At 64.3% G+C, this 23306-nt stretch carries 21 protein-coding genes; 11 read left to right on the forward strand and 10 right to left on the reverse strand.

Annotated elements, in window-relative coordinates:
* Positions 1 to 147 precede the first annotated feature (147 nt).
* The 3 genes from V6W80_RS03775 (at position 148) to V6W80_RS03785 (ending at position 4998) form a co-directional block, all read left to right on the forward strand.
* Positions 148 to 2286, forward strand: coding sequence for a putative bifunctional diguanylate cyclase/phosphodiesterase (locus V6W80_RS03775; protein ID WP_173150037.1), 2139 nt, complete (start codon positions 148 to 150; stop codon positions 2284 to 2286).
* 158 nt (positions 2287 to 2444) lie between these two features.
* Positions 2445 to 3599: a phospholipase D-like domain-containing protein gene (locus V6W80_RS03780; RefSeq protein ID WP_338545881.1), complete on the forward strand. Its 1155-nt coding sequence runs from the start codon at positions 2445 to 2447 to the stop codon at positions 3597 to 3599.
* Positions 3600 to 3747: 148 nt separating this feature from the next.
* Positions 3748 to 4998 (forward strand): acyltransferase family protein, encoded by a 1251-nt coding sequence (locus V6W80_RS03785; protein WP_064307524.1) that lies wholly within the window; start codon positions 3748 to 3750, stop codon positions 4996 to 4998.
* Here the strand turns inward: V6W80_RS03785 and V6W80_RS03790 are convergent.
* Positions 4973 to 5341 (reverse strand): putative quinol monooxygenase, encoded by a 369-nt coding sequence (locus V6W80_RS03790; protein ID WP_017639114.1) that lies wholly within the window; start codon positions 5339 to 5341, stop codon positions 4973 to 4975. The genes V6W80_RS03785 and V6W80_RS03790 overlap by 26 nt on opposite strands.
* 74 nt (positions 5342 to 5415) lie before the next feature.
* Positions 5416 to 5817, reverse strand: coding sequence for a ketosteroid isomerase-related protein (locus V6W80_RS03795; protein ID WP_338545882.1), 402 nt, complete (start codon positions 5815 to 5817; stop codon positions 5416 to 5418).
* Positions 5818 to 5922: 105 nt separating this feature from the next.
* On the opposite strand from V6W80_RS03795, the gene V6W80_RS03800 reads away from it, so the two are divergent.
* Positions 5923 to 6510 (forward strand): GNAT family N-acetyltransferase, encoded by a 588-nt coding sequence (locus V6W80_RS03800; RefSeq protein WP_338545883.1) that lies wholly within the window; start codon positions 5923 to 5925, stop codon positions 6508 to 6510.
* The gene (locus V6W80_RS03805; RefSeq protein WP_338545884.1) at positions 6507 to 7391 is read left to right on the forward strand and encodes a carbon-nitrogen hydrolase family protein; all 885 of its coding nucleotides are present in this window, start codon (positions 6507 to 6509) and stop codon (positions 7389 to 7391) included. Before V6W80_RS03800 ends, V6W80_RS03805 begins: the two co-directional genes overlap by 4 nt.
* 46 nt (positions 7392 to 7437) lie before the next feature.
* On the opposite strand, the gene V6W80_RS03810 is transcribed toward V6W80_RS03805, so the two are convergent.
* From V6W80_RS03810 to yaaA, 5 genes are all read right to left on the reverse strand, one after another.
* The gene (locus tag V6W80_RS03810; protein ID WP_017639118.1) at positions 7438 to 8958 is read right to left on the reverse strand and encodes a fumarate hydratase; all 1521 of its coding nucleotides are present in this window, start codon (positions 8956 to 8958) and stop codon (positions 7438 to 7440) included.
* A 230-nt stretch (positions 8959 to 9188) separates the two neighbouring features.
* On the reverse strand, positions 9189 to 10163 hold the full coding sequence (locus V6W80_RS03815) for a 2-hydroxyacid dehydrogenase (RefSeq protein WP_338545885.1): 975 nt from the start codon (positions 10161 to 10163) through the stop codon (positions 9189 to 9191).
* Positions 10164 to 10188: 25 nt separating this feature from the next.
* Positions 10189 to 11052 carry a TIGR01459 family HAD-type hydrolase gene (locus V6W80_RS03820; RefSeq protein WP_338545886.1) on the reverse strand — a complete coding sequence of 288 codons (864 nt, stop codon included), beginning with the start codon at positions 11050 to 11052 and terminating at the stop codon, positions 10189 to 10191.
* 117 nt (positions 11053 to 11169) lie between these two features.
* Positions 11170 to 12630: a mannose-1-phosphate guanylyltransferase/mannose-6-phosphate isomerase gene (locus V6W80_RS03825; RefSeq protein WP_093254052.1), complete on the reverse strand. Its 1461-nt coding sequence runs from the start codon at positions 12628 to 12630 to the stop codon at positions 11170 to 11172.
* Between the two features lie 398 nt (positions 12631 to 13028).
* Positions 13029 to 13808 (reverse strand): peroxide stress protein YaaA, encoded by a 780-nt coding sequence (gene yaaA / locus V6W80_RS03830; RefSeq protein ID WP_184292153.1) that lies wholly within the window; start codon positions 13806 to 13808, stop codon positions 13029 to 13031.
* Between the two features lie 354 nt (positions 13809 to 14162).
* Between yaaA and V6W80_RS03835 the strand changes: the two genes are divergently transcribed.
* From V6W80_RS03835 to moaE, 4 genes are all read left to right on the forward strand, one after another.
* Positions 14163 to 15554, forward strand: coding sequence for a PhoH family protein (locus V6W80_RS03835; protein ID WP_017639124.1), 1392 nt, complete (start codon positions 14163 to 14165; stop codon positions 15552 to 15554).
* Positions 15555 to 15783: 229 nt separating this feature from the next.
* Entirely contained in the window at positions 15784 to 16263 is a 480-nt protein-coding gene (gene moaC / locus V6W80_RS03840; RefSeq protein WP_338545887.1) for a cyclic pyranopterin monophosphate synthase MoaC, read from the forward strand.
* Entirely contained in the window at positions 16260 to 16511 is a 252-nt protein-coding gene (locus V6W80_RS03845) for a MoaD/ThiS family protein (RefSeq protein ID WP_017639126.1), read from the forward strand. Before moaC ends, V6W80_RS03845 begins: the two co-directional genes overlap by 4 nt.
* Before the next feature lie 2 nt (positions 16512 to 16513).
* Complete coding sequence (gene moaE, locus V6W80_RS03850; RefSeq protein WP_160924029.1) at positions 16514 to 16966, forward strand: molybdopterin synthase catalytic subunit MoaE; 453 nt, start codon at positions 16514 to 16516, stop codon at positions 16964 to 16966.
* A gap of 252 nt (positions 16967 to 17218) precedes the next feature.
* On the opposite strand, the gene rhlB is transcribed toward moaE, so the two are convergent.
* The 3 genes from rhlB to V6W80_RS03865 all read right to left on the reverse strand — a co-directional run bounded on the left by rhlB (position 17219) and on the right by V6W80_RS03865 (position 20602).
* Positions 17219 to 18712: an ATP-dependent RNA helicase RhlB gene (gene rhlB / locus V6W80_RS03855; RefSeq protein WP_338545888.1), complete on the reverse strand. Its 1494-nt coding sequence runs from the start codon at positions 18710 to 18712 to the stop codon at positions 17219 to 17221.
* Positions 18713 to 18807: 95 nt separating this feature from the next.
* Positions 18808 to 19758, reverse strand: coding sequence for a GGDEF domain-containing protein (locus V6W80_RS03860; protein WP_064309355.1), 951 nt, complete (start codon positions 19756 to 19758; stop codon positions 18808 to 18810).
* Between the two features lie 199 nt (positions 19759 to 19957).
* The gene (locus tag V6W80_RS03865) at positions 19958 to 20602 is read right to left on the reverse strand and encodes an alpha/beta hydrolase (RefSeq protein WP_017639130.1); all 645 of its coding nucleotides are present in this window, start codon (positions 20600 to 20602) and stop codon (positions 19958 to 19960) included.
* 383 nt (positions 20603 to 20985) lie between these two features.
* On the opposite strand from V6W80_RS03865, the gene V6W80_RS03870 reads away from it, so the two are divergent.
* Both V6W80_RS03870 and V6W80_RS03875 read left to right on the forward strand, forming a co-directional pair.
* On the forward strand, positions 20986 to 22014 hold the full coding sequence (locus tag V6W80_RS03870) for an amino acid ABC transporter substrate-binding protein (protein WP_017639131.1): 1029 nt from the start codon (positions 20986 to 20988) through the stop codon (positions 22012 to 22014).
* 100 nt (positions 22015 to 22114) lie between these two features.
* A complete protein-coding gene (locus tag V6W80_RS03875) occupies positions 22115 to 23302 on the forward strand; it encodes an ABC transporter permease subunit (RefSeq protein WP_184292159.1) in 1188 nt (395 codons plus the stop codon).
* Positions 23303 to 23306 lie beyond the last annotated feature (4 nt).

The raw sequence follows: 23306 nt of genomic DNA on the forward strand, positions 1-23306 counted from the left end.
CTGTCAAATTGCAGGCGGCAGGTGTCTGTCCGGCTGCTACGCTAGTAGGGTTGGAGCGACACATCGCATAACGGACACGAAGGGAAGGGGTAGCCAGCCGCGCATGGCTGCTGCACGGCGGCAGACGCCGCGGGGAGAAGAGGCTTGATGGAGTGCCCGTTGCCGCAGACAGAACAAGGCCCGGTGTTGCTGGTGGTCGACGACCGCCAGGAGAACCTGTTCGCCATGCAGGCCGTACTGGAGGTCGGGAACTGGCGGGTGATCACCGCCGCCTCGGGTGAGCGTGCCCTGCAATACCTGCTGGACGAAACCGTGGACCTGGTCCTGCTCGACGTCCAGATGCCGATCATGGACGGCTTCGAGGTGGCGCGCATCATGCGCAGCAACCTGCGCACCCGCTTCACGCCGATCATCTTCGTCTCCGCTGAAGCCCACTCCTACGAGTCGGTGCTGCGTGGCTATGCCACCGGTGCGGTGGACTACCTGCTCAAGCCCGTCGATCCCAACATCCTCAGGCACAAGGTACGCTCGCTGCTCGATCACGAGCGCAATCGCCGCGAGTTGCTGCAGGCCACCCAGCAGCTGGAGCTGGCCAAGTCGTTCAGCGACTCGCTGCTCGACAACGCCGCCGAGGGCATCCTCACCGTCAACGAGCAGGGTCGGGTGACCTTCGCCAACGCCGCCATCGCTCGCATGTTGAGATGCAGCGTCAGCGACCTGGTACACGCCAATTTTCTCGACTTCCTCGAAGGCGGCAGCGGTCTCGACGACTGGCAGACCTCGCCTTTCATGGAGCACTACGACCGCCGCGAGACCTATCGCCTGCACGACGCGCGCCTACGTACCAACCGCGGCGACAGCCTGCCGGTGGCGCTGTCCTGTGCGCCGCTGCCACGCATGCAACGGGCCATGGTCATCATCGCCCTGGACATGTCGCGCATGCGCGAGTTGCAGGACCAATTGGAATCCCAGGCCGTCACCGATGCCCTGACCGGCCTGCTCAATCGCCGCGGCTTCAACCAGACGCTGGAAGCGGCGCTGGCGCGTAGCGGCCGCAACGGCAAGCGCATGGCCGTGCTCTACATCGATCTCGATGGCTTCAAGCGCATCAACGATTCCCTCGGCCACGAAGCGGGTGACCGGGTGCTGTGCATCGTCGCCGAGCAGCTCAAGAGCTGCATGCGGCCCTACGACATCCTGGCGCGCATGGGCGGCGACGAATTCACCGCACTGCTCGATTCCCTGGAGCATCCCGAGGATGCCGCCCGGGTCGCCGAGAAGCTGCTGGAGTTGCTGGCCACGGTGCATCGCATCGACGGCATGGAGGTCAGCCTGGGCGCCAGCATCGGCATCGCCAGCTATCCCGACTGCGGCCACACCGTGGACGGCCTGTTGCGCTCGGCCGACATCGCCATGTACGAGGCCAAGCGTGGCGGTCGTCAGCAATACCGTTTCTTCTCGCCGGAAATGAATGGCCGTGCCCGTTCCCGGCTGATGCTCGAAGAAAGCGTGCGCAATGCCATCGACAACAAGGATTTCGTCCTCGCCTACCAGCCGCAGGTCTATCTGCGCGACGGTCGCCTGCGTGGCTTCGAGGCGTTGCTGCGCTGGGAGCACACGGTGGCCGGCAAGGTCTCGCCCAGTGTCTTCATCCCGCTGCTGGAAGAGACCCGGCTGATCAACCGCATCGGTGACTGGATCTTCCGCGAAGGCGCGACCAAGCTGCAGTCCCTGCAGGAGATCTATGGCGACGAACTGCTGCTGAGCATCAACCTCAGCCCGGTGCAATTCGGCATGCCGCAACTGACGGAGAGTCTGCGCCAGATCATCGAGACCCACCAGCTGCGGCCCGAGCAGCTGGAAATCGAGGTGACCGAATCGGCACTGATGCACGACATCGACTACACCCGGGCGCAGCTGTCACAACTGCGGGCGCTGGGCGTGCGTATCGCGGTGGACGACTTCGGCACCGGCTATTCTTCGCTGGCCTATCTGCGTCACTTCGAACTGGATACCCTCAAGATCGATCAGCTGTTCATTGCCAACATGCTGGATTCCTCGCGCGATGCCGCCATCGTCAGCACCATCCTCGAACTGGGCCGCAACCTGGATCTGGAGGTCATCGCCGAAGGGGTGGAGACCCTGGAACAGCGCGATTGGCTGCTTGAGCATGGTTGCGAGATCATGCAAGGCTTCCTGGTTTCCCGGCCATTGAGCGCCGAGCTGACCGGACGCTTCCCACAGCAGGTGGACTGGATCTCCCGGCGCCCCGAGCCGACGCTCTAGGCGCGCCGCCAGCCATCGGCGCAGGCCGTCGGGCAGGCGCCGTGCCAGGGCTGGCGAGACTTCCCAGGCCGGCACTCGCCAGCCAAACCACGACCGCCACTGAACGAACCTTCGTCCGCGCCTTCTTATGCAATGGCCACAGGCACGGAGTAGGAAGCATGCGGGGCGCCGTCTTTCCATGGCGGGAAAACAACAGGTTCGAATTGCTGGTGGACGGCGGTCGGTTCTTTCCGGCCATGCTCGAATCCATTGCTGGCGCCAGTCGCCAGATCGATGTCGAACTCTATCTGGTGGAAGCCGGCAGTTGCTCCGAGCAGCTGCTCGTGGCGCTGACCGAGGCGGCCCGCCGGGGCGTCGCGGTGCGCTGCCTGTTCGACGGCTTCGGTACCCTGCGGATGGACGCCGGTTTGCGCCGCCAGCTGGAAGAGGCGGGCGCCGAGCTGCGGCTCTTCAATCCCGTGCGCTTCGGTCATGGCTTGCACAACCTGCACCGCGATCATCGCAAGATCTTCGTCATCGACGGCGAAGAGGCCTTTGTCGGTGGCAGCGGCGCGACCGATGACTTCTGGGATCCGGCCAAGAGCGACTGCAACTGGCACGAAGTGATGGTGCGTATCCAGGGGCCGCTGGTGGCGGACTGGCTGGCCCTGTTCGAGCGGCAATGGGAAGCGGTCCGTCGCCGCCGCGCCTGGAAGCCGCGACCGCGGCGGGGACGCGAGCGTCCACCGCCGCCGCCCGTTGCCCAGGAAGGGCAGGGCCGGGTCGCCTATGCCGATGCCCGCCAGCACCGCGACATCCTGCAGGCGCTGATCCGCGCTCTGGTGGGTGGCCAGGAGCGCATCTGGTTCGCTACACCCTACTTTCTGCCGACCTGGCGCGTGCGCTGGGCCTTGCGGCGCGCGGCGCGGCGCGGCGTCGACGTGCGCCTGTTGCTCACCGGTCGCCATACCGACAATCCGCCGGTGCGCTTCGCCGGGCAGCGCTACTACCGCAGCCTGTTGCGCGCGGGCGTGCGCATCTACGAATACCAGCCCAGGTTCATCCACGCCAAGATGGTGCTGGTGGACCACTGGGTCAGCGTCGGCTCCTGCAATTTCGATCACTGGAATCTGAGATTCAACCTGGAGGCCAATGTCGAGGCGGTGGATCGCGGTCTGAGCCAAGCGGTGGCGGCCAGCTTCGTCAAGGATTTCGCCCAGAGCCGCGAGATCACCCTGGAATTCTGGCGCAGCCGTCCCTGGTGGCGACGGGCGCGCGAGTGGCTGTGGGGTTCGCTGGATCGCCTGGTGATCGGTGTACTGGGGCGCGGTTAGCAGCCCCGGTGGTCAGGTGCGGGTAACATAACCGATCCGGTGCAGTAGGCCGGACCCATCGTCCCGCGGACGAGGCCAGACGAGTAACGCCTTAGTGCAGACTTTAGATAAACACCGCTTCATCGGTCTGGAGTGGCTCAGGTTCCTGATGGGTTTCTATGTGGTCGTCTACCACACCATCCATTTCTATCCCGAGCGCAAGACCATCCCCCTGCTGGACGAGATCACCAGTATGGGCTTCTTCGCCACCAGCACCTTCTTCGTGCTCTCCGGCTTTCTGCTCGCCCATGTCTATTGCGGCCGTGGCAGCCTGCGCGAGCCGGCGCGCAGCTTCTGGGTCAAGAGGTTCGCCAACCTCTATCCGATTCATATCTTCGCGCTGCTGCTGGCGATGGCGGTGGTGACCTGGATCGGCAGCCTCGGCATACCGCCGGGTGCAGCCACGGCCAGCATCCGCTTCGTGGTGTTCGACACCAACGAGCCCCTGGCACGGACCAACCCCGAGCTGTTCCAGCACTTCATGACCAACGTGGAGCTGGCCTTCAACGCCGTGCTGCAACTGTTCATGCTGCAGGCCTGGAATCCCTACTATCTCACCTTCAATGCGCCGCTCTGGTCGATCTCGGCGCTGTTCTTCTTCTATCTGACCTTTCCCAAGCTGGCACCGCGGCTGATGACCAGCGAACGTCCCTGGCAGCTGTTGCTGCTGGTCTGGGCGCTCTATCTGATCCCGCCGCTGCTGGTGATCGCCAACCAGAACTACGGCATGCCTTTCACCGGCCTCCTGCAGCGGGTGCCCTTGTTCCGTTTGCCGGAGTTTCTTGCCGGCATCCTGCTGTATGCCATCTTTCGCCGCCAGTACGAGCGAGGCTGGGCACCGTCGGAGCGGCAGCGGGTGCTCTTGGCGAGCTACCTGGTCCTGAGCTTCGCCCTGGGTACGGCACTGTTCACCCATGGGCCCAAGTTCTGGTACTTCCTGTTCCATAACGGCCTGTTCCTGCCGTCGCAACTGATCCTGGTCTACCTGGCCGCGCTGGCTCAGGAGCCGGCCAGTGAGCGCATCCGCCACTGGTCGCCGCGGCTGGGCGCGGCCTCGCTGTCGATGTTCGCCCTGCACGTGCCCCTGTCGGGCATCTACATGACCCTGGAGCAGCTGATCGGCGGCGATCTCAAGGCCTGTCTCAGCGGTAATCGCGAGGTCTGCATCGCCGCCGCTGGGGCCTATACCAATTCCATCGAATGGTATTGGCTGTTCCTGCTGGCGGTGGTGGTCCTCTGCGTGCTGTTCCAGGAGCGGCTGGTGGTGCCGACCCGCAAGCGCATTCTCAAGGTGCTGCTGCCGCGTCTGGCGCCGCCGCAGCAGCCGCCCCAGGCTAGCGGCGGAAGCCTGCGGCCATGACGAAGAAGCGGGCGTTCAGTGCCGCCAGCGGCTCGCGTAGCTGCTCCAGCTGATCGGCCGCGCCGAATACCTCGAAGCGCTCCAGGGTGGCGATGGCCTGGGCCTGTTCCAGCAGATCGCCGACGTTGTCCAGGTGGGCCAGCAGCGCCTGGGCATCGCGGTAGCCCTCGCGGCAACGCGCCGTGGCGCCGTCGTAGCAGAAACCGTAGTAGAGGCAGCCGGGTTCGCTCTGGGTGCGCTGCAGCATGGCCTCGCCCAGGCGCTTGAAGGCCTCGACCTGATCGGGCTGGATGGCGAAGACGGGGGCCAGGCTGCAGACGGAATCGCTGGGAAGGGTGGGCATGGAAACTCCTGGGTCAGGGGTGGTTTCCATGCGACCCCTGCCGAGGGAACGGCGCTCCCGTCAACTGACGGACGTCAGCCGCCGACCTGGGCGATCCAGTCGTTGAGGCTGTAGTAGTTGGTCACCCGCGCCACCTTGCCGTCGCGGATCTCGAAGAAGGCCCCCACCGGCAGGCGATAGGTCTGGCCGCTGGCCGGCGGCAGGCCTTCATCGCTGGCCAGGTACTCGCCATGGATGACGAATTCGGCGGCGGCGCGGCGCCCGCTGGGTTCGGCCATGACGACCAGGTCGGTCAGGCGTTCGCGATAGCAGCGATTCATGTGCGCCATGAAGGCCGCGAAGGCGGCCTTGCCCACCTGACGCTCGCCCTGGTTGATGTCGTGGACCACATCCTCGGTGAGCAACTCCAGAAAGATGTCCATGTCGCCGGCATTGAAGGCGGCGTAATAGGCGTCGATGAGGTCGGTCGTGGTCATGGCGGTTCCTGTCGTGGACGAAAAAATGGCTTTGCCCGCACATGGTAGGGTGCCGCTACGAAGCCAACATAGCCATTCACGTCTCCTGCTTAACCAGAAGAGTCCATGGACATCCAACTCCTCCACGGCGCTGCCATCACCCCGCTGATTCCCGAACTCGCCGAATTGCGCATCGCGGTCTTTCGCGAGTTTCCCTATCTCTACGACGGCACTCTGGACTACGAATCCCGCTATCTGCAGACCTATGCGGAGGCGCCGGACAGCCTTTGCGTGTTGGTTCGCGATGCCGGGCGGGTGGTGGGCGCCGCGACCGCCTTGCCACTGGCGGACGAGACCGCGGAGTTCCAGCAGCCCTTCCGCGCCCAGGGCTGGCCACTAGAGCGGATTTACTATTTCGGTGAGTCCCTGCTGCTACCGGCCTACCGCGGCCAGGGACTCGGCCGGCGCTTCTTCGCCGAGCGCGAGGCCCGCGCACGGCAGCTGGGGCGCTTCGCCTGGTGTGCCTTTTGCGCCGTGCAGCGCCCGGACGACCATCCGCGCCGTCCGGTGGGGTATCGACCCTTGCACGGTCTTTGGCGTGGCGAGGGCTTCGTCGAGCATCCAGAATTGCTGGCCTACTACCTCTGGCAGGATCTCGACGAGACGGCCGAATCGCCCAAGCCCATGATCTTCTGGCTCAAGGAGTTGCCATGATCCGCCTCGCCGCCTGCCAATACGCCATCGAATTGCTGGAGACCTGGGACGCCTATGCCGCGCACCTGACAGAACTCTGCGAGGCCGCCGCCGCCAGGGGTAGCCAACTCCTGCTGCTGCCCGAATACGCCGGCCTGGTGCTCAGCGGCCAGCTGCCTCCCGACGAGCGCAGCGACCTGCAGGGCTCCATTGCCGGCATCCAGCCACTGATTCCGGCTTGGCGCGACCTCTGTGAAAGCCTGGCGCGCCGGCTGCGGCTGTACCTGTTGCCCGGTTCGCTTCCCGTCCTCGATAGCGACGGCCAATACCGCAATCGCGCCTGGCTGTTCGGTCCCGAAGGCTGCCTGGGCTATCAGGACAAGCTGATGATGACCCGCTTCGAGCGGGAAGAGTGGAACATCGTCGGAGGGCGCGAGGGCTTGCGGACGTTCGATACGGCCCTAGGTCGAGTGGGCGTCCTGATCTGCTACGACAGCGAATTCCCGCTGCTGGGCCGTCATCTGGCCGAAGCGGGCGCGGACCTGATCCTGGTACCGAGTTGCACCGATACCGTCGCCGGCTTTCACCGAGTGCGGGTCGGTGCCCAGGCCCGGGCGCTGGAAAACCAGGTCGCCGTCTTGCAGTCGCCGACGGTGGGTTTGGCACCCTGGTCGCCGGCATTGGACGAAAATGTCGGCCGGGCAGGCCTCTTCGTCCCTCCTGATCGTGGCATGCCTGCGGACGGGGTGGTCGCCCAGAGTAGCGAACTCTGTCCCGCCCTCAGTCAGTGGCTGTATGCCGATCTCGATCTGGAGGAGGTGCGACGCGTCAGGTCCCACGGCCAGGTGTTTATCCGCCGTGACTGGCTGGAGCAGTGGCAAGTACTGGAACCCAGGCGCTGAACGAGAAAAGCCCAGCACTGGGCTGGGCTTTTTCGTGGGGCGGAACCTAGATCTCGACGGCAAGGCTGTCGGCGATCTTCTTCTGCCACAGCTGCGGACCGGTGATGTGCACCGATTCGCCACGGGTGTCCACGGCCACGGTCACCGGCATGTCCTTCACCTCGAACTCATAGATGGCTTCCATCCCCAGTTCCGGGAAGGCCAGCACCTGGGCGCCCTTGATGGCCTGGGCCACCAGGTAGGCGGCGCCGCCCACGGCCATCAGGTAGACCGCCTTGTGGTCCTTGATCGCCTCGATGGCGATGGGGCCGCGCTCGGACTTGCCGATCATGCCCAGCAGGCCGGTCTGGTCGAGGATCTGACGGGTGAACTTGTCCATGCGGGTCGCCGTGGTAGGACCGGCCGGGCCGACCACCTCGTCGCCCACCGGATCGACCGGGCCGACGTAGTAGATGAAGCGACCCTTGAGGTCCACCGGCAGCGACTCGCCCTTGTTGAGCATGTCGACCATGCGCTTGTGGGCGGCATCGCGTCCGGTGAGCATCTTGCCGTTGAGCAGCACGGTCTCGCCGGGCTGCCAGCTCTGCACCTCCTCCGGGGTCAGGGTGTCGAGGTCGACGCGACGAGCGCTCGGACCGGCTTCCCAGACGATTTCCGGATAGGCGTCCAGCGGCGGTGCCTCCAGGCTGGCGGGGCCGGAGCCGTCGAGCACGAAGTGGGCGTGACGGGTGGCGGCGCAGTTGGGGATCATGCACACCGGCAGGGAGGCGGCGTGGGTCGGGTAATCCTTGATCTTGACGTCCAGCACCGTGGTCAGGCCGCCCAGGCCCTGGGCGCCGATGCCCAGCTGGTTGACCTTGTCGAAGATCTCCAGGCGCAACTCTTCCAGGCGATTCTGCGGGCCGCGGGCCTTGAGCTCATGGATGTCGATCTCGTCCATCAGCGATTCCTTGGCCAGTACCGCGGCCTTCTCGGCGGTGCCGCCGATGCCGATGCCCAGCATGCCCGGCGGGCACCAGCCGGCGCCCATGGTCGGCACGGTCTTGAGCACCCAGTCGACGATGGAGTCGGACGGGTTGAGCATGGCCATCTTCGACTTGTTCTCGGAGCCGCCGCCCTTGGCCGCGACGTCGATCTCCACGGTGTTGCCGGGAACGATCTGGTAGTGGATCACCGCCGGGGTGTTGTCCTTGGTGTTCTTGCGGGCACCGGCCGGGTCGGCCAGGATCGAGGCACGCAGGACGTTTTCCGGCAGGTTGTAGGCGCGACGGACGCCTTCGTTGATCATCTCGTCCAGGCTCAGGGTGGCGCCGTCCCAACGCACGTCCATGCCAACCTTGGCGAAGACGGTGACGATGCCGGTGTCCTGGCAGATCGGCCGGTGGCCGGTGGCGCACATCCGCGAGTTGATCAGGATCTGGGCGATGGAGTCGCGCGCGGCGGCGGATTCTTCGCGCAGATAGGCCTCGTGCATGGCCTGGATGAAGTCGACGGGGTGGTAATAGGAGATGAACTGCAGGGCGTCGGCAACGCTCTGGATCAGGTCATCCTGCTTGATCACGGTCATGTACGCGCTCCTCTTGGCGGTTTCTTGCGTCTCGACCACGGGCGGTGGCGAGACGGGCGCGCAATTCGGGTCGCACGGACCGGGCCGCGAAGGGGCCCGATCGGAGGGGTGGCCTGACACACTGAGAGAGGCCCACCCGGCCAGGGCGGCCGACCCGAGAGCGGCGCGGCAGTATAGCCTTTAAGCGGCCGGACGGCACGCCGCCTGGGCTGGCGGTGGGCGATCAGCGCCTAGCGGTGGTCCAGGGCGGCGGGATTGACCAGATCGGAGGGGCGCTCGCCGGTGAGGGCCGCGATCAGATTGTCCACCGCCCGCTCCGCCATGGCAAAGCGCGTTTCGTGGGTGGCCGAGCCAATGTGCGGCAGGGTCACCACGTTGGGCAGCTCGAACAGTGGCGAGGCGTCCAGGGGCTCGCGGGTATAGACGTCAAGGCCTGCGCCGCGGATCTGGCCACTGCGTAAGGCCTCGATCAGCGCCGGCTCGTCGATGACCGGGCCGCGCGCCAGATTGATCAGGATGGCGCTGGATTTCATCAGCCCCAATTCGCGTGCACCTATGAGCCCTTCGGTAGCCGCCGACAGAGGCACCACCAGGCAAACGAAGTCGGCCTCGCAGAGCAGGTCGTCCAGCTCGCGGCGCTGGGCATCCATCTGCTCTTCCAGCTCGGGTTTGGCACTGTTGGCGGTGTAGATGATCGGCATGTCGAAGCCGAAATGGCCGCGCTTGGCGATGGCCGCGCCAATGCGGCCGGCGCCGACGATGCCCAGGGTACGGCCATGGATATCGGTGCCGAAGTGCTCTTCACCGACGCCCTTGCGCCAGAGACCAGCCTTGACGAAGGCATCCAGCTCCGGCACCCGCCGGGCGGCGCTCATCAGCAGGGTGAAGCCCAGGTCGGCGGTGGTGTCGGTCAATACGTCAGGGGTGTTGGTGAGCAGGATGCCGCGCTCGGTCAGGTAGTCCACGTCATAGCTGTCGTAGCCGACCGACACGCTGGCGATGGCTTCCAGGGTGGTGGCCATCTCCAGTTCCTGCTCGCCGAGCTTGCGACTGGCGCCGATCAGGCCTTGGGCCTTGGCCGCGGAGGCGGCGAAGAGGTCGATGTTGGCACTGAAGGGGATCACCTCGACCGTGAAGTGCTGGCGCAGACGCTCCACCAGTTCTTCGGGCAGGCGGTTGAAGACCATTACGTGCTTCTTGCTCATCGATACCTCGGCGTACGGAAAAGGATTAGGCCAGACCGGCCGCGGCGAAGCGCGGGCGCTCGGGATGTTGCCTGAGCAGCGGCTCGAGACCCTCGCGGGTCGGCTCCTGGTTGAAGCCCAGCCCAAGCGCCTCGCGGTGGATGCCAGTTGTGGCCAGCCAGAGGCAGTCGATACCTGCCGCCACTGCACCGGGCACATCGGTCACCAGGGAATCGCCAACGAACAGCAGGCGCTTGGCGCCACGCGTGGCCAGTTCCTCTGCAGCGCAGCGGAAGGCATAGGGATCGGGCTTGCCGTACCAGGTGACCGCGCCACCCAGGGCGGCGAAGCGATCGGCCAGCTTGCCGGCCGCATAGAAGGGTAGACCCCCGGACACCACGTTACGATCCGGGTTGGCGCAGAGAAAAGGCTTGTCCAGGGCAGTCGCCAAGGGCGCGAAGCGGGTCTCCAGCTCGTCTTCCGGAAAGCTGCCGACGCCGAGGATGATGGCGGCCTGGTCGATCTCCTCGACGAAGCGCGCGCGGATCTCCGCGGGCCAGCCCGCCTGGCCGGTTCCAGGGCCGGACAGGTAGATGCCGCCCTCGCGGAATTTCGCATCCTGCAGGAAGGCATCGATGGCCAACTGGCCCGAGGTGGTGATGCCGGCGAAGAGTTCGCGTGGCACGCCCAGCTTGCCCAGCTCTTCGACCATGCCGTCCGCATCGCGCGAGGCATTGCTGAGGAACCACACCGGCTTGCCCTCGGCGGCGCGACGCTCCAGCCAGGCGCGAGCACCGGGAAAGGTCTCGTAGCCGTCGATCAGCACGCCCCAGAGGTCGAGGATGAAGCCGTCGTAGGCGGCCAGCGCCTCGTCCAGTTGAGCGAGGCGGAGCAGGGTGGGAGCGGTCATGCGGCGGATCCGATGGCGAAAAGGGGAAACGACAAGCCTAACCCGTTTTGCCGAGCGGCTGCCGAAAACACAGACACCGGCCTGGGCCGGTGTCTGTTTGGTGCCTGTTGGCAGTGCTTAGCGCGTGGGCGCCTTGCCGGCCTTGGCAACTTCCAGGGCCTGGGTGTCGACGCGGCCGTAGATGTCTTCGAAGCGGACGATGTCGTCTTCGCCCAGGTAGCCACCGGACTGCACTTCGATCAGCTCCAGCGGTACCTTGCCGGGGTTGGCCAGGCGGTGCACGGAGGTCATCGGCAGGTAGGTGGACTGGTTTTCGGTCAGCAGGAAGACCTTGTCGTCACAGGTGACTTCGGCGGTACCGGACACCACGATCCAGTGCTCGGCACGGTGGTGGTGCATCTGCAGCGACAGCTGAGCGCCCGGCTTGACGGTGATGCGCTTGACCTGGAAGCGCTGGCCCATGTCGATGGAGTCGTAGGAACCCCAGGGACGGAAGACTTCCTGGTGCGCCTTGACCTCGTTGCGATTCTGCTTCTCGAGGGTGTTGACCAGCTTCTTGACGTCCTGGACCTTGTCCTTGTGGGCGATCATGACGGCGTCCTTGGTTTCCACCACGACCACGTCGTCCAGGCCGACCAGGGTCACCAGCTTGCCGTTGCCGTGCACCAGGCAGTTACGGCTGTCATGCAGGACGACGTCGCCCTTGAGGACGTTGCCGTTGCTGTCCTTGGCATGCACGTCCCACAGCGCGGACCAGGAACCGACATCGTTCCAGCCGGCGCTCATGGGTACCACGCAGGCGCGGGTGGTCTTTTCCATCACGGCGTAGTCGATGGAGTTGTCCGGGCAGACGGCGAAGGTAGCGGCATCGATGCTGATGTTGATGCCGTCGATGCTGCTGCGCTCCAGCGCCAGCAGGCAGGTGTCATAGATGTCGGTGTCGTGCTTCTTCAGCTCTTCCAGGAAACGGCTGGCGCGGAACAGGAAGATGCCGCTGTTCCAGCAGTAGTCGCCGGAAGCCACGTATTCGGTGGCGGTGACGGCGTCGGGCTTCTCGACGAAGCGCTCGACGTGGGACACGCCCTGGGGCAGGCCATCGTTGGAACCGGTCTTGATGTAGCCGTAGCCGGTCTCGGGCGCGGTGGCCGGAATGCCAAACAGCACCATCTCGCCACGCTCGGCGGCGGCGGCGGCCTGTTGCAGGGCGGCCTTGAACTGGGCTTCGTCCTCGATCACGTGATCGGCGGGCAGCACCAGCATCAGGTCGTCCTTGCCGTCAGCGACCAGTTGCATGGCGGCGATGGCCACGGCCGGCGCGGTGTTGCGACCGAAGGGCTCCATGATCAGCGCCTGCGGCTTGCACTCGACGGCCTTGAGCTGCTCTTCCACCAAGTAGCGGTGTTCGGCGTTGCAGACGATGATGGGGCAATCGATGCTGCCCTCGCAGCCCAGGCGATTGATGGTCTCCTGGAACATGGTCTGTTCGCTGGTCAGGGCCAGGAACTGCTTGGGGTAGAGCTTGCGCGAGAGGGGCCAGAGTCGCGAGCCGCTACCACCGGACAGGATGACGGGAATCATGGGCGTTACTCCTTCAGCGTCTGCTGATTTGTGGCCGCTGTCCCTGAGGTCGGGACGAAGCGTCCATGCTTCGAAAAGATCAACCGGCCGAAGCGTCGACCGGTACAAATTGAACGTGCGGACTGATTGCCATTGGCCATCATGGCCTAGGGCAAGGACCAGACAAAGACAGAATCAAACGAAAGTGGTTCTCAGCAAAATTTCCTTTTTCCGGAAAGGCAGCGATTTTGAGACGTCTGGCAACTTTTCTTGCCTGAAGCATCTCCGCTACGGGGCTGAAACCTTTTTTATTGGAGGGAGATGACAGTCTTTCACGGATGGCAGGCGTCGAATGTGACCCTCTAGCCAGTTCGGTGGCCCAGCATGCGGGCAATTGTGCCATCCGTCGATTCGCCCGGCTAATCCGGCGGTGTATCGCGCAGGAACACCAGCGTGTCGGCCGAGGAGCGCTCGGTCGAGTAGCGATAGCCCTGGTCACCGAACTCGCGCAACTCATCCACCGTGGAGACGCGCTGCTTGATCACGTGCCGCGCCATCAGGCCGCGCGCCTTCTTGGCGTAGAAACTGATGATCTTGTAGTCGCCATTCTTGAGATCGCGAAATTCCACATCCACGACGCGGGCCTGCAGGCGCGCCCGGCGCACCGCGCTGAAATATTCGTTCGAGGCCAGATTCAGCAGGACGTCGTCCCCCTGGGCCGCGAGATCCGCCTTGAGCCAGTCGCTGATACGCTCGCCCCAGAAGGCATAGAGGTCCTTGCCGCGTGCATTGGCGAACTTGGTGCCCATTTCCAGCCGATAGGGCTGCATCAGGTCCAGCGGGCGCAGCAGGCCATAGAGTCCGGACAGCATGCGCAGGTGGCGCTGGGCGAAATCGAAGTCGTCTTCCTGGAAGTCCTCGGCGGCAAGGCCGGTGTAGACGTCACCCTTGAACGCCAGCAGCGCCTGCTTGGCATTCTCCGGCGTGAAGTCCGGGGTCCAGCTGCCGAAGCGGGCGACATTGAGGGTGGCGATCTTGTCGGACACCCCCATGAGCGCGGCGACCTCTGCTGGGGCGAGCTGGCGAAGTCCGTCGATCAGTTCGCGGGAGTGCTCCAGGTATTGCGGCAGGGTATGGCGGGACGTGCTGGGCGGTGTGCTGTAGTCCAGCGTCTTGGCGGGGGAAATCACCATCAGCATCGGCTTGGCTCCTCTAGGCGAGGCGCCATTCTAGAAGTCTCCGCCGCTCGGCTCCAGTGGGCCTTGCCGATGGAGTCGATAGGTATTGACCACGGTCTCGGGGCGAGGTTGCTGGGTCGGGCGGCAACATCGACAGCTCCGTGAAAAAAATTGGATGCGGCCAAAAAAAGCTTTTGTGCCTCAGGTCTTTTGCGTTATTACCGAAGTGTCCGTCGCATCTCTCGGGTCCCGTGCCCTCATGTTGGCCGGTCCGTGAACCCGTTGCTGGAGCGACGGCACCTTTCGCCGCGGAGCGTCGTTCTGGCGCTCCGTCGACAGGCTTGCGAGTCAAGCGTTTCTACGAGGTGACCGAGTATGGATGATCACGGACGTTCCCGCCCCACCCAGCCCACCCTCTATGTGCTCGACACCAACGTACTGATCCACGATCCCAACGCGCTGCTCAATTTCGAGGAGCATCACGTCGCCATCCCCATGACGGTCCTGGAGGAACTCGACAAGCTCAAGACCGGCAAGCACAACGTTGCCGCCGAATGCCGGCAGGCGATCCGCCTGATCGACAGCGTGCTCGCCGAATCCTCGCCCGAGGACGTCGAGCGGGGCGTACCCATTCCCCGCGGCAAGGGCGAGGCCAAGGGGCGACTGTCCATCCTCATGGGCCGCCGCGCCGGCCCCATGGCCTGCCTGCCCGACGACATCAACGACAACCGCATCATCAACCAGCTCGTCGAATTGCGCACCCAGCATCCCCAGGAGCGGGTGGTGCTGGTCACCAAGGACATCAACATGCGCCTCAAGGCGCGTGGTTGCGGCATCGCCGCCGAGGACTACCAGACCGACCAGTTGCTCGATGATGTCTCCCTGCTGTCCCAGGGTTATCACAACCTGCCGGGGTCCTTCTGGGACAACGTGAGCAAGGTGGAAAGCCGGCAGGAGCTGGGCCGGGTCTGGCATCGGGTGCAGCTGTCGGCCGAAATGCCGCCGTTCAACGTCAATGACTTCGTGCTCGACGAGCAGGGCTTCGTCGGCTGGGTCAAGGCGGTGCGTGACGGCGAGGTGATCCTGCTCGACATGCACCAGGAGCCCCTGATGCACCAGGAAGCCTGGGGACTGAAGCCGCGGGACATCTACCAAGCGCTGGCGCTGTTCGCCCTGCTGGAGCCGGATATCCACCTGGTCAACCTGACCGGTGCGGCGGGTTCGGGCAAGACCATCCTGGCGCTGGCCGCGGCCATCGAGCAGACCATGGTCACCAAGAGATACCGGCGGATCATCGCCACCCGCAGCGTCCAGGGCCTGGACGAGGACATCGGCTTCCTGCCCGGGACCGAGGCCGAGAAGATGGAGCCCTGGCTGGGCGCCATCACCGACAACCTCGAAGCCCTGCACATGGACGACCACAACCCCCACGGCAGCGTGGACTACATCCTCAGCAAGGTGCCGTTGCAGTTCAAATCGCTGAACTACATCCGCGGTCGCAGCTTCCAGCAGAGTCTGATCCTCATCGACGAATGCCAGAACCTCACGCCACACCAGATGAAGACCATCATCACCCGCGCCGGTAGCGGCTCCAAGGTGATCTGTCTGGGCAACCTGGCGCAGATCGATACGCCTTACCTTTCCGCCACCAGCTCGGGTCTCACCTACCTGTCCGAGCGCTTCAAGGGCTTCAACCACGGAGTGCACATCACCCTGCAGGGCGTACCCCGGTCCATCCTCGCCGAATACGCAGAGTCCCATCTGTAAGTGCTAGGGCTTGTCTGAAAAGTAGCCGAGCGAAGGTCAGGCAAGGCAAAAATCCGTGAGGAAGCGGAGTTTACGAGTGGTAAATGAGCATTCCGAACGGATTGTTAACGCAGCATGACCGAGCGCAGGCACTTTTTAGACACAGCCCACGATCCCCGTCTGGTCATGGGCGGGGATCAAATCCCCAGCCGCAGGTCTACAATGGCAGGTCCTTTCCAGGAGTCATGCCGTGCTGACCCATCTCGATTCCCAAGGCCGTGCCAACATGGTCGATGTCACCGACAAGCAGGTGACCTTCCGTGAAGCCACCGCCGAAGCCCGGGTGCGCATGCGTCCGGAAACCCTCGACCTGATCCAGAGCGGCGGCCACCCCAAGGGCGATGTCTTCGCTGTGGCCCGTATCGCCGGCATCCAGGCGGCCAAGAAGACCGCCGATCTCATCCCGCTCTGCCATCCGCTGATGCTGACCGGCGTCAAGGTCCAGCTGGCCGCGGAAGCGCCCGATGCGGTGCGGATCACCGCCACCTGCAAGCTGTCCGGGCAGACCGGGGTGGAGATGGAGGCCCTGACCGCAGCCAGTGTCGCGGCCCTGACCCTTTACGACATGTGCAAGGCGGTCGATCGGGGCATGACCATCGAGGCGGTACGCCTGCTGGAAAAGAACGGCGGCAAGAGTGGCCACTTCCGCGCCGAGGAGCAGCCGGCATGATCCGCGTGCAATTCTTCGCCCGCTATCGCGAGGTGCTGGGTCTCGCCGAGGACAGTCTGGCCTGGGAGCCTGATCTGGCCACCGTTGGCGACCTGCGCGAGCACCTGGTCCAGCGCGGTGGAATCTGGACCGAGACCCTGGGCGAGCGCGGTCTCATGTGCGCCCGCAATGAAGAACTCTGCGGGCTGGCCGAGCCGCTGCGCGATGGCGACGAAGTCGCCTTCTTTCCCACCGTGACCGGAGGCTAGGCATGGCCATTCGTGTACAGGCTGCGGCTTTCGATCCTGGCCAGGAGCTCAATGCCCTGCATGCCGCCAACACCGGCATCGGTGCCGTGGTGGGTTTCGTCGGTTATGTACGGGACTTCAACGCTGGGCGCGACGTCGGCGGGCTGTTCCTCGAGCACTTTCCCGGCATGACCGAGAAGGCCCTGGCGCGCATCGTCGAAGAGGCGAATCAGCGCTGGCCGCTGCTTAACGTCGATATCCTGCATCGCATCGGTCGCCTGGAGCCGGGCGAACCCATCGTCTTCGTCGGTACCGCCAGCGCCCATCGCCAGGCGGCCTTCGACGCCTGCAATTTCGTGATGGACTATCTCAAGACCCGCGCACCCTTCTGGAAGAAGGAGGACACATCCGAGGGCCCGCGCTGGGTGGAGGGACGTGCCAGCGACCAGGACGCCGCGGGGCGTTGGGCGACATAGGGGGAAACCGCACAGCGTTTTCCACGTGGTGCTCCGGCTGTTGGTGGATGAGGCTGCGCCGTCATCCACTCTACGACCTATCTTGTAGGAGCGACTGGCTTATCGCAGTCACGGCCATGATAGACCGTAGGTTGGGTTGAGACGGTTCCATCGTCGAAGCCCAACAGTGGCGGTTCTCGAGGCAATGTTGGGCTTCGCTGCGCTCAGCCCAACCTACCGCGGCCCGTAGGAACCGTGGTGGGGCAGCGCTACTCAGCGCTGCCGCGGGACCGGCTTGAGCAACTCGGCTGGCGGCATCTCGCAACCGATCTTGCGCCCCAGCAGGGTTTCGATGGGCGGCAGGGCGAAGGCGTCGTCCTCACCGGCGAAGCTGATGGAGGTGCCACTGGCGCCGGCGCGACCGGTACGACCGATGCGGTGCACGTAGTCGTCCGGGTCTTCCGGCAGGGTGAAGTTGATCACGTGGCTGATGCCATCGACGTGAATGCCGCGACCGGCAACGTCGGTGGCCACCAGCACGCGGATCTTGCCGGCGCGGAAGCCTTCCAGGGTCTTGATGCGCTTGTGCTGAGGCACATCGCCGGACATCTGGGCAGCGCTGATGCCATCCTTGGTCAGGCGTTCTTCGATGCGGCGCACCTCGTCGCGACGGTTGGCGAACACCATCACCCGCTCCCAATTGTTCTGGGCGACCAGGTTGTAGAGCAGGCGATACTTGTCGCTGGAGGACACGGCATAGACGTGCTGCTCGACGGTGTCGCTGGCCACGTTTTCCGGCTCGATCTCGACGATGGCCGGATCGGTGGTCCACTGCCGCGCCAGGTTCATCACGTCGTCGGTGAAGGTGGCGGAGAACAGCAGGGTCTGGCGTTCGCTCTTGGGTGGCGTCTGGCGGATGATCTGGCGAACCTGGGGAATGAAGCCCATGTCCAGCATGCGGTCGGCCTCGTCCAGCACCATGACCTCGACCATGTCCAGGTGCACCTCGCCGCGCTGGTTGAAGTCCAGCAGGCGGCCCGGGGTGGCGACCAGGATGTCGCAGTAGCGCGCTTCGAGCTGCTTGAGCTGCTTGTCGAAGTCCATGCCGCCAACAAAGCTCATGACGTTGAGCCCGGTGTACTTGGCCAGATCCAGGGCGTCGTTGGCGATCTGCACCACCAGCTCGCGGGTCGGCGCGATGATCAGCGCCCGCGGCTCGCCCATGTATCTTTCCTTGGGCGGCGGGGTGGTCAACAGCTGAGTGATCGTCGAGATCAGGAAGGCCGCGGTCTTGCCCGTGCCGGTCTGGGCGCGGCCGATGGCGTCCTTGCCCTTGAGGGTGAAACCCAGCACCTGCGCCTGGATCGGCGTGCAGTAGGGAAAACCTAGATCGTGGATGCCGTGCATCAGGCGCGGATCCAGCTTGAAGTCGTGGAAGCGCGTCTTGCCTTCCTGGGGCTCGACCGCGAAGTCTTCCAGTTTCCAGGTGTCGATCGGCTTGGGCTTGCGCGGGCTGCGTTCGCGACGTGGCTTGGCGGATTTTTCCACCTGGGCGCGCGGCTCCTGGGGGCGGAATTCCTGGCTGCGGGTTTCGCCTGGGGTACGCGGTTTGCGCGGCGCACGCTCGGCCTGGGGCTCGGGCGCGATCGGGGCAGGAGAGGAGGGGGCTTCAGGAGCGGCGCTGGGGGTAGCTTGGGGCGCAGGGGAGGGGGTCGGCTGAGCGACCTCTTGATCCTTGCCCAGAAATTTTTTGAGTGCCTTGAGCACGGAGGGTCTCGATCATCGAAAGCGGAATGAGACCGCAGTGTAAAGCAACCTACGTGCCCGGCAACAACTACCTGCCGAACGCAAGCGCAATCCAGTCAGCCACTGATCCGATTGCGCCCGGCATCCTTGGCCTGGTAGAGCGACTTGTCCGCACGTCCGACCAGTTCGTCCAGGGAATCGGCCTTGCGCATCTGTGCCAGGCCAATGGACACGGTAACCCCCGGCAGCTTGCCGCAGGGCGAATAGAAATCCTTGATCTCCGCCAGGCTCTGGCGCAGGCGCTCGGCGATGGCGATCGCCTCGTCGCGATCGATTTCCGGCAACAGGATGACGAACTCCTCGCCGCCATAGCGCGCCATGCTGTCCTTGGGTCTCAACTGGTCGCGCAGGGTATTGGCGACCAGGCACAGGGCATAGTCGCCCGCCAGATGACCATGGGTGTCGTTGTAGCGCTTGAAGTGATCGACATCCAGCATCAGCAGGCTCAGGGGCTGCCGATTGAAGGCGCAACGGGTGCTCTCGCGCTCGAACAGCTGCTCGAGGCGCCGCCGATTGAACAGGCCGGTCAGCGTATCGACATTGGCGTTGCGTTCGGTGTCGACGATGAGCTGGTTGCCACGGCGCATCCGCTCACAGAGGATGCCGAGCAGGTTGTGCATGGCCTTGGAAGAACGCTCGATCAGCTCCAGCACCAGGTCGCGATGCAGGCAGAGCACCTGGGTGTCGGCTTCGGCGATGACGTGGGCGCTGGGCCGCTCGCTGTCCATGAAGCTGATCTCGCCCGAGCATTCGCCTGGGCCGAGCAGATAGATGGGCGGATTTTCCGGCGAGCCCAAGTGGACTCGCAGGCGACCTTCCAGGATGAGGTACATGTACTGGTTGATCATGGCGGGCGAGAGCAGGCACTCACCGGCGACCAGGCTACGGGTGGCCGAGCGGGCGATCAGGGCTTCCAGCAGGTAGGTCTCCACGCCCTTGAACAGGCGCAGGTCCTTCAGGGAAGCGACCGGTACTTCGGCCAGCCAGGCCGACAAGGGGGCAGCCATCAAAGGATCACCCCGGGGGCTGAAAGGAAAACTCGGGCCATAGCTGCTCCATGCACATCACGACCTTCAGGCACCCCTACTGGACCGGATGGGTACCTCAAAGTTCGTTCGCTTGGCCCTGTCCGGGCCTCCATTCGTGCCCGGATTCCGCAAACTGTCGACCGGTTTCCAAAAACGCAACGGCTCGGCGATTCGGTCTTTATTTTCCGCCGAGACGTGCCAGCAGCCAGCCCTGAATATCCTGGATTTCCGCGGGAATGACCTCGTGGCGCATGGGATAGCTGTGCCAGAGCGCTTCCACGCCGGCGGCCACCAGCGCCTCGTAGGCAGCGCGCCCCAGGGCCAGGGGTACCACGTCATCCTGGTCGCCATGCAGGCACAGCACCGGGGTGGCACCACCGCGGTTGACCTGGGCGTCTTCGAAGCTGGGCGCATAGGTCGATAGCGCCATGACGCCACCCAGGGTGGGGCAGGCGGTGTTGTAGGCGGTATGCAGAACCACGGCGCCCCCCTGGGAGAAGCCGGCCAGCACGATGCGTTCGGCAGGAATGCCCTGGGCCTGCTGGGTCTCGATCAGCGCCTGCACCGTGGCGGCCGATGCGTCCAGCTGAGCGCGGTCGATGGCCCGGGCCGGATTCATGGCCAGGATGTCGTACCAGGAGGGCATGGCCCAGCCACCATTGATGGTGACCGCCTGGGTCGGTGCCTGAGGCAGGACGAAGCGGGTTGTGGTCAGGGTGCGCTGCAACAATTCGGCAACGGGTTCGAAGTCATGCTGGGTGGCCCCCAGGCCATGCAACCAAATGACGCAGCTATCGGCGGTTCCGCTGGGTGATTCCAGCACAAGAGGCGAATTTTCCAAGGCTTTGCTCCAGTTTGGTGCCACTAAAAATGGGTGTGGTAACAGATGGTGCACAAAATGCGTGTCGCATTTTCGTAATTTAGTTGTCCGGCTTTTTGCTCGAAGTCTCGCGATTGCCGGGTTTGAGCCAAGTGAGCTTCTGTCGCATTCACTGGTCCGCAAATTGCCTCATCTAGGCTGCGGCCAGGTAGTGCACTAACAGGTAACACTGATTCACTGCTTCGTCATGCCTTCCAGTGCGTCTCCTTCTTCCCTTGATGAAGGACGCCCAGGGATCGGGTGGGCGGGTTCCACGGCAATCAGGCGAGAGACATCGTGCTGCCGTGCGACTGGAGCGTAATTCATAAACAAAGTGGAGCTTATCGATGAAGATGGTGAAGTCTACCCTGGCAATTCTGACCACCGCCGCTGCTCTTGGCCTGTCCGGCATGGCTCACGCAGGCGCTACCCTGGATGCGGTGAAGAACAAAGGTTTCGTGCAATGCGGCGTCAGCGATGGCCTGCCGGGCTTCTCCTTCACCGACTCCAAGGGTGACTACAAGGGCATTGACGTCGACGTCTGCCGCGCCGTGGCCGCTGCAGTCTTCGGTGACTCCACCAAGGTTCGCTTCACGCCCCTGACCGCCAAGGAGCGTTTCACCGCGCTGCAATCCGGCGAGATCGACGTGCTGTCGCGCAACACCACCTGGACCAGCTCCCGCGATGGCGGCATGGGTCTGATCTTCGCCGGCGTCACCTACTATGACGGCCAGGGCTTCCTGGTGAGCAATAAGCTGGGTGTGAAGAGCGCCAAGGAACTGGACGGCGCCACCGTGTGCATCCAGGCCGGTACCACCACCGAACTCAACCTGGCCGACTACTTCCGTTCCAACGGCATGAAGTTCACCCCCATCACCTACAGCACCTCGGACGAGAGCGCCAAGTCGCTGGAAGCCGGTCGTTGCGACGTCCTGACCTCCGACCAGTCGCAGCTGTACGCCCAGCGCAACAAGCTGTCCAAGCCCGACGACTACGTCGTGCTGCCCGAGGTGATCTCCAAGGAGCCGCTGGCACCGGCCGTGCGGCGTGGCGACGAAGACTGGCTGACCGTGGTCAAGTGGTCGCTGTTCGCCATGGTCAACGCCGAAGAGCTGGGTCTGACCTCCGCCAACGTCGAAGCCCAGGCCAAGGACTCCAAGAACCCTGACGTGCGTCGTCTGCTCGGCGCCGATGGCGAATTCGGCAAGGATCTGAAGCTGCCGAAGGACTGGGCGGTGAAGATCGTCAAGCAGGTGGGCAACTACGGCGAAGTCTTCGAGCGCAACGTCGGCATGGGCAGCGACCTGAAGATCAAGCGTGGCCTCAACGCCCTGTGGAATGCAGGCGGTCTGCAGTACGCCCCGCCGGTCCGTTGATCTCGGCGCCTTAGTCGCCGAACACCTTCCGGATGTGCAGATTCTCGCCCTGCAGCGCTACCCGCGCTGTGGGGCGAGAATTTAATGAGGCTCCAAGTAGATGCAAAACGTTAGCAAACCGTCCGCACCGGTCCGTGGGTCGCTGCTCACCGACCCGCAGGTACGCTCCTGGCTGTTCCAGATCGTGGCCGTGGTCGCCGTGGTGGCCTTCGGCTGGTTCCTGTTCGACAACACCCAGACCAACCTCGCCAACCGGGGCATCACCTCCGGCTTCGGCTTTCTCAACAACACCGCCGGCTTCGGCATTCCCCAGCACCTGATTCCGTACAGCGAAGGCGATACCTACGGGCGCGTCTTCCTGGTCGGTCTGCTCAACACCCTGCTGGTGTCGGTCATCGGCATCTTCCTGGCGACCATCATCGGCTTCAGCGTGGGTGTGGCGCGGTTGTCGAACAACTGGCTGCTGCGCAAGGTCGCCACGGTCTATATCGAGACCTTCCGCAACATTCCGCCGCTGCTGCTGATCTTCTTCGTCTATTTCGCCGTGCTCGCGCCCCTGCCTGGTCCGCGCCAGAGCCTGACCCTGGGCGATGCCTTCTTCGTCAACAACCGCGGCCTGTACATGCCGGCGCCGATCGCCGATGCCGGCTTTTTGCCCGGTCTGATCGCGCTGCTGATCGCCATCGTCGCCAGCGTGGTGGTGGTGCGCTGGGCACGCAAACGGCGGCATGCCACCGGCCAGCGCTTTCCGGTGCTGTGGACCGTGCTGGCGCTGCTGATCGGGATCCCGCTGCTGGCAGCCCTGATCTTCGGCAGGCCGTTGCACTGGGAAGTGCCGGAATTGCAGGGCTTCAACCTGCGCGGCGGCTGGGTGATCATCCCCGAGCTGGTCTCCCTGGCATTGGCCCTGTCGGTCTATACCGCGGCCTTCATCGGCGAGACGGTGCGCGGTGGTATCCAGGCGGTCAGCCACGGTCAGACCGAGGCGGCCAGCTCCCTGGGGCTGCGTCCGGGCCTGACCCTGCGGCTGGTGATCATTCCCCAGGCCTTGCGGGTGATCATCCCACCGCTGACCAACCAGTATCTGAACCTGATGAAGAACTCCTCGCTGGGCGCCGCGGTGGGCTATCCGGAGATGGTGGCGCTGTTCGCCGGCACCGTCCTGAACCAGACCGGCCAGGCCATCGAGACCATGGCCATCACCATGAGCGTCTACCTGGCCATCAGCATCAGCATCAGCATCCTGATGAACTGGTACAACAAGCGCATCGCGCTGATCGAGCGTTAAGGAG

The organism is Pseudomonas benzopyrenica, assembly GCF_036884265.1.
GTDB classification, from domain to species: domain Bacteria; phylum Pseudomonadota; class Gammaproteobacteria; order Pseudomonadales; family Pseudomonadaceae; genus Chryseomonas; species Chryseomonas benzopyrenica.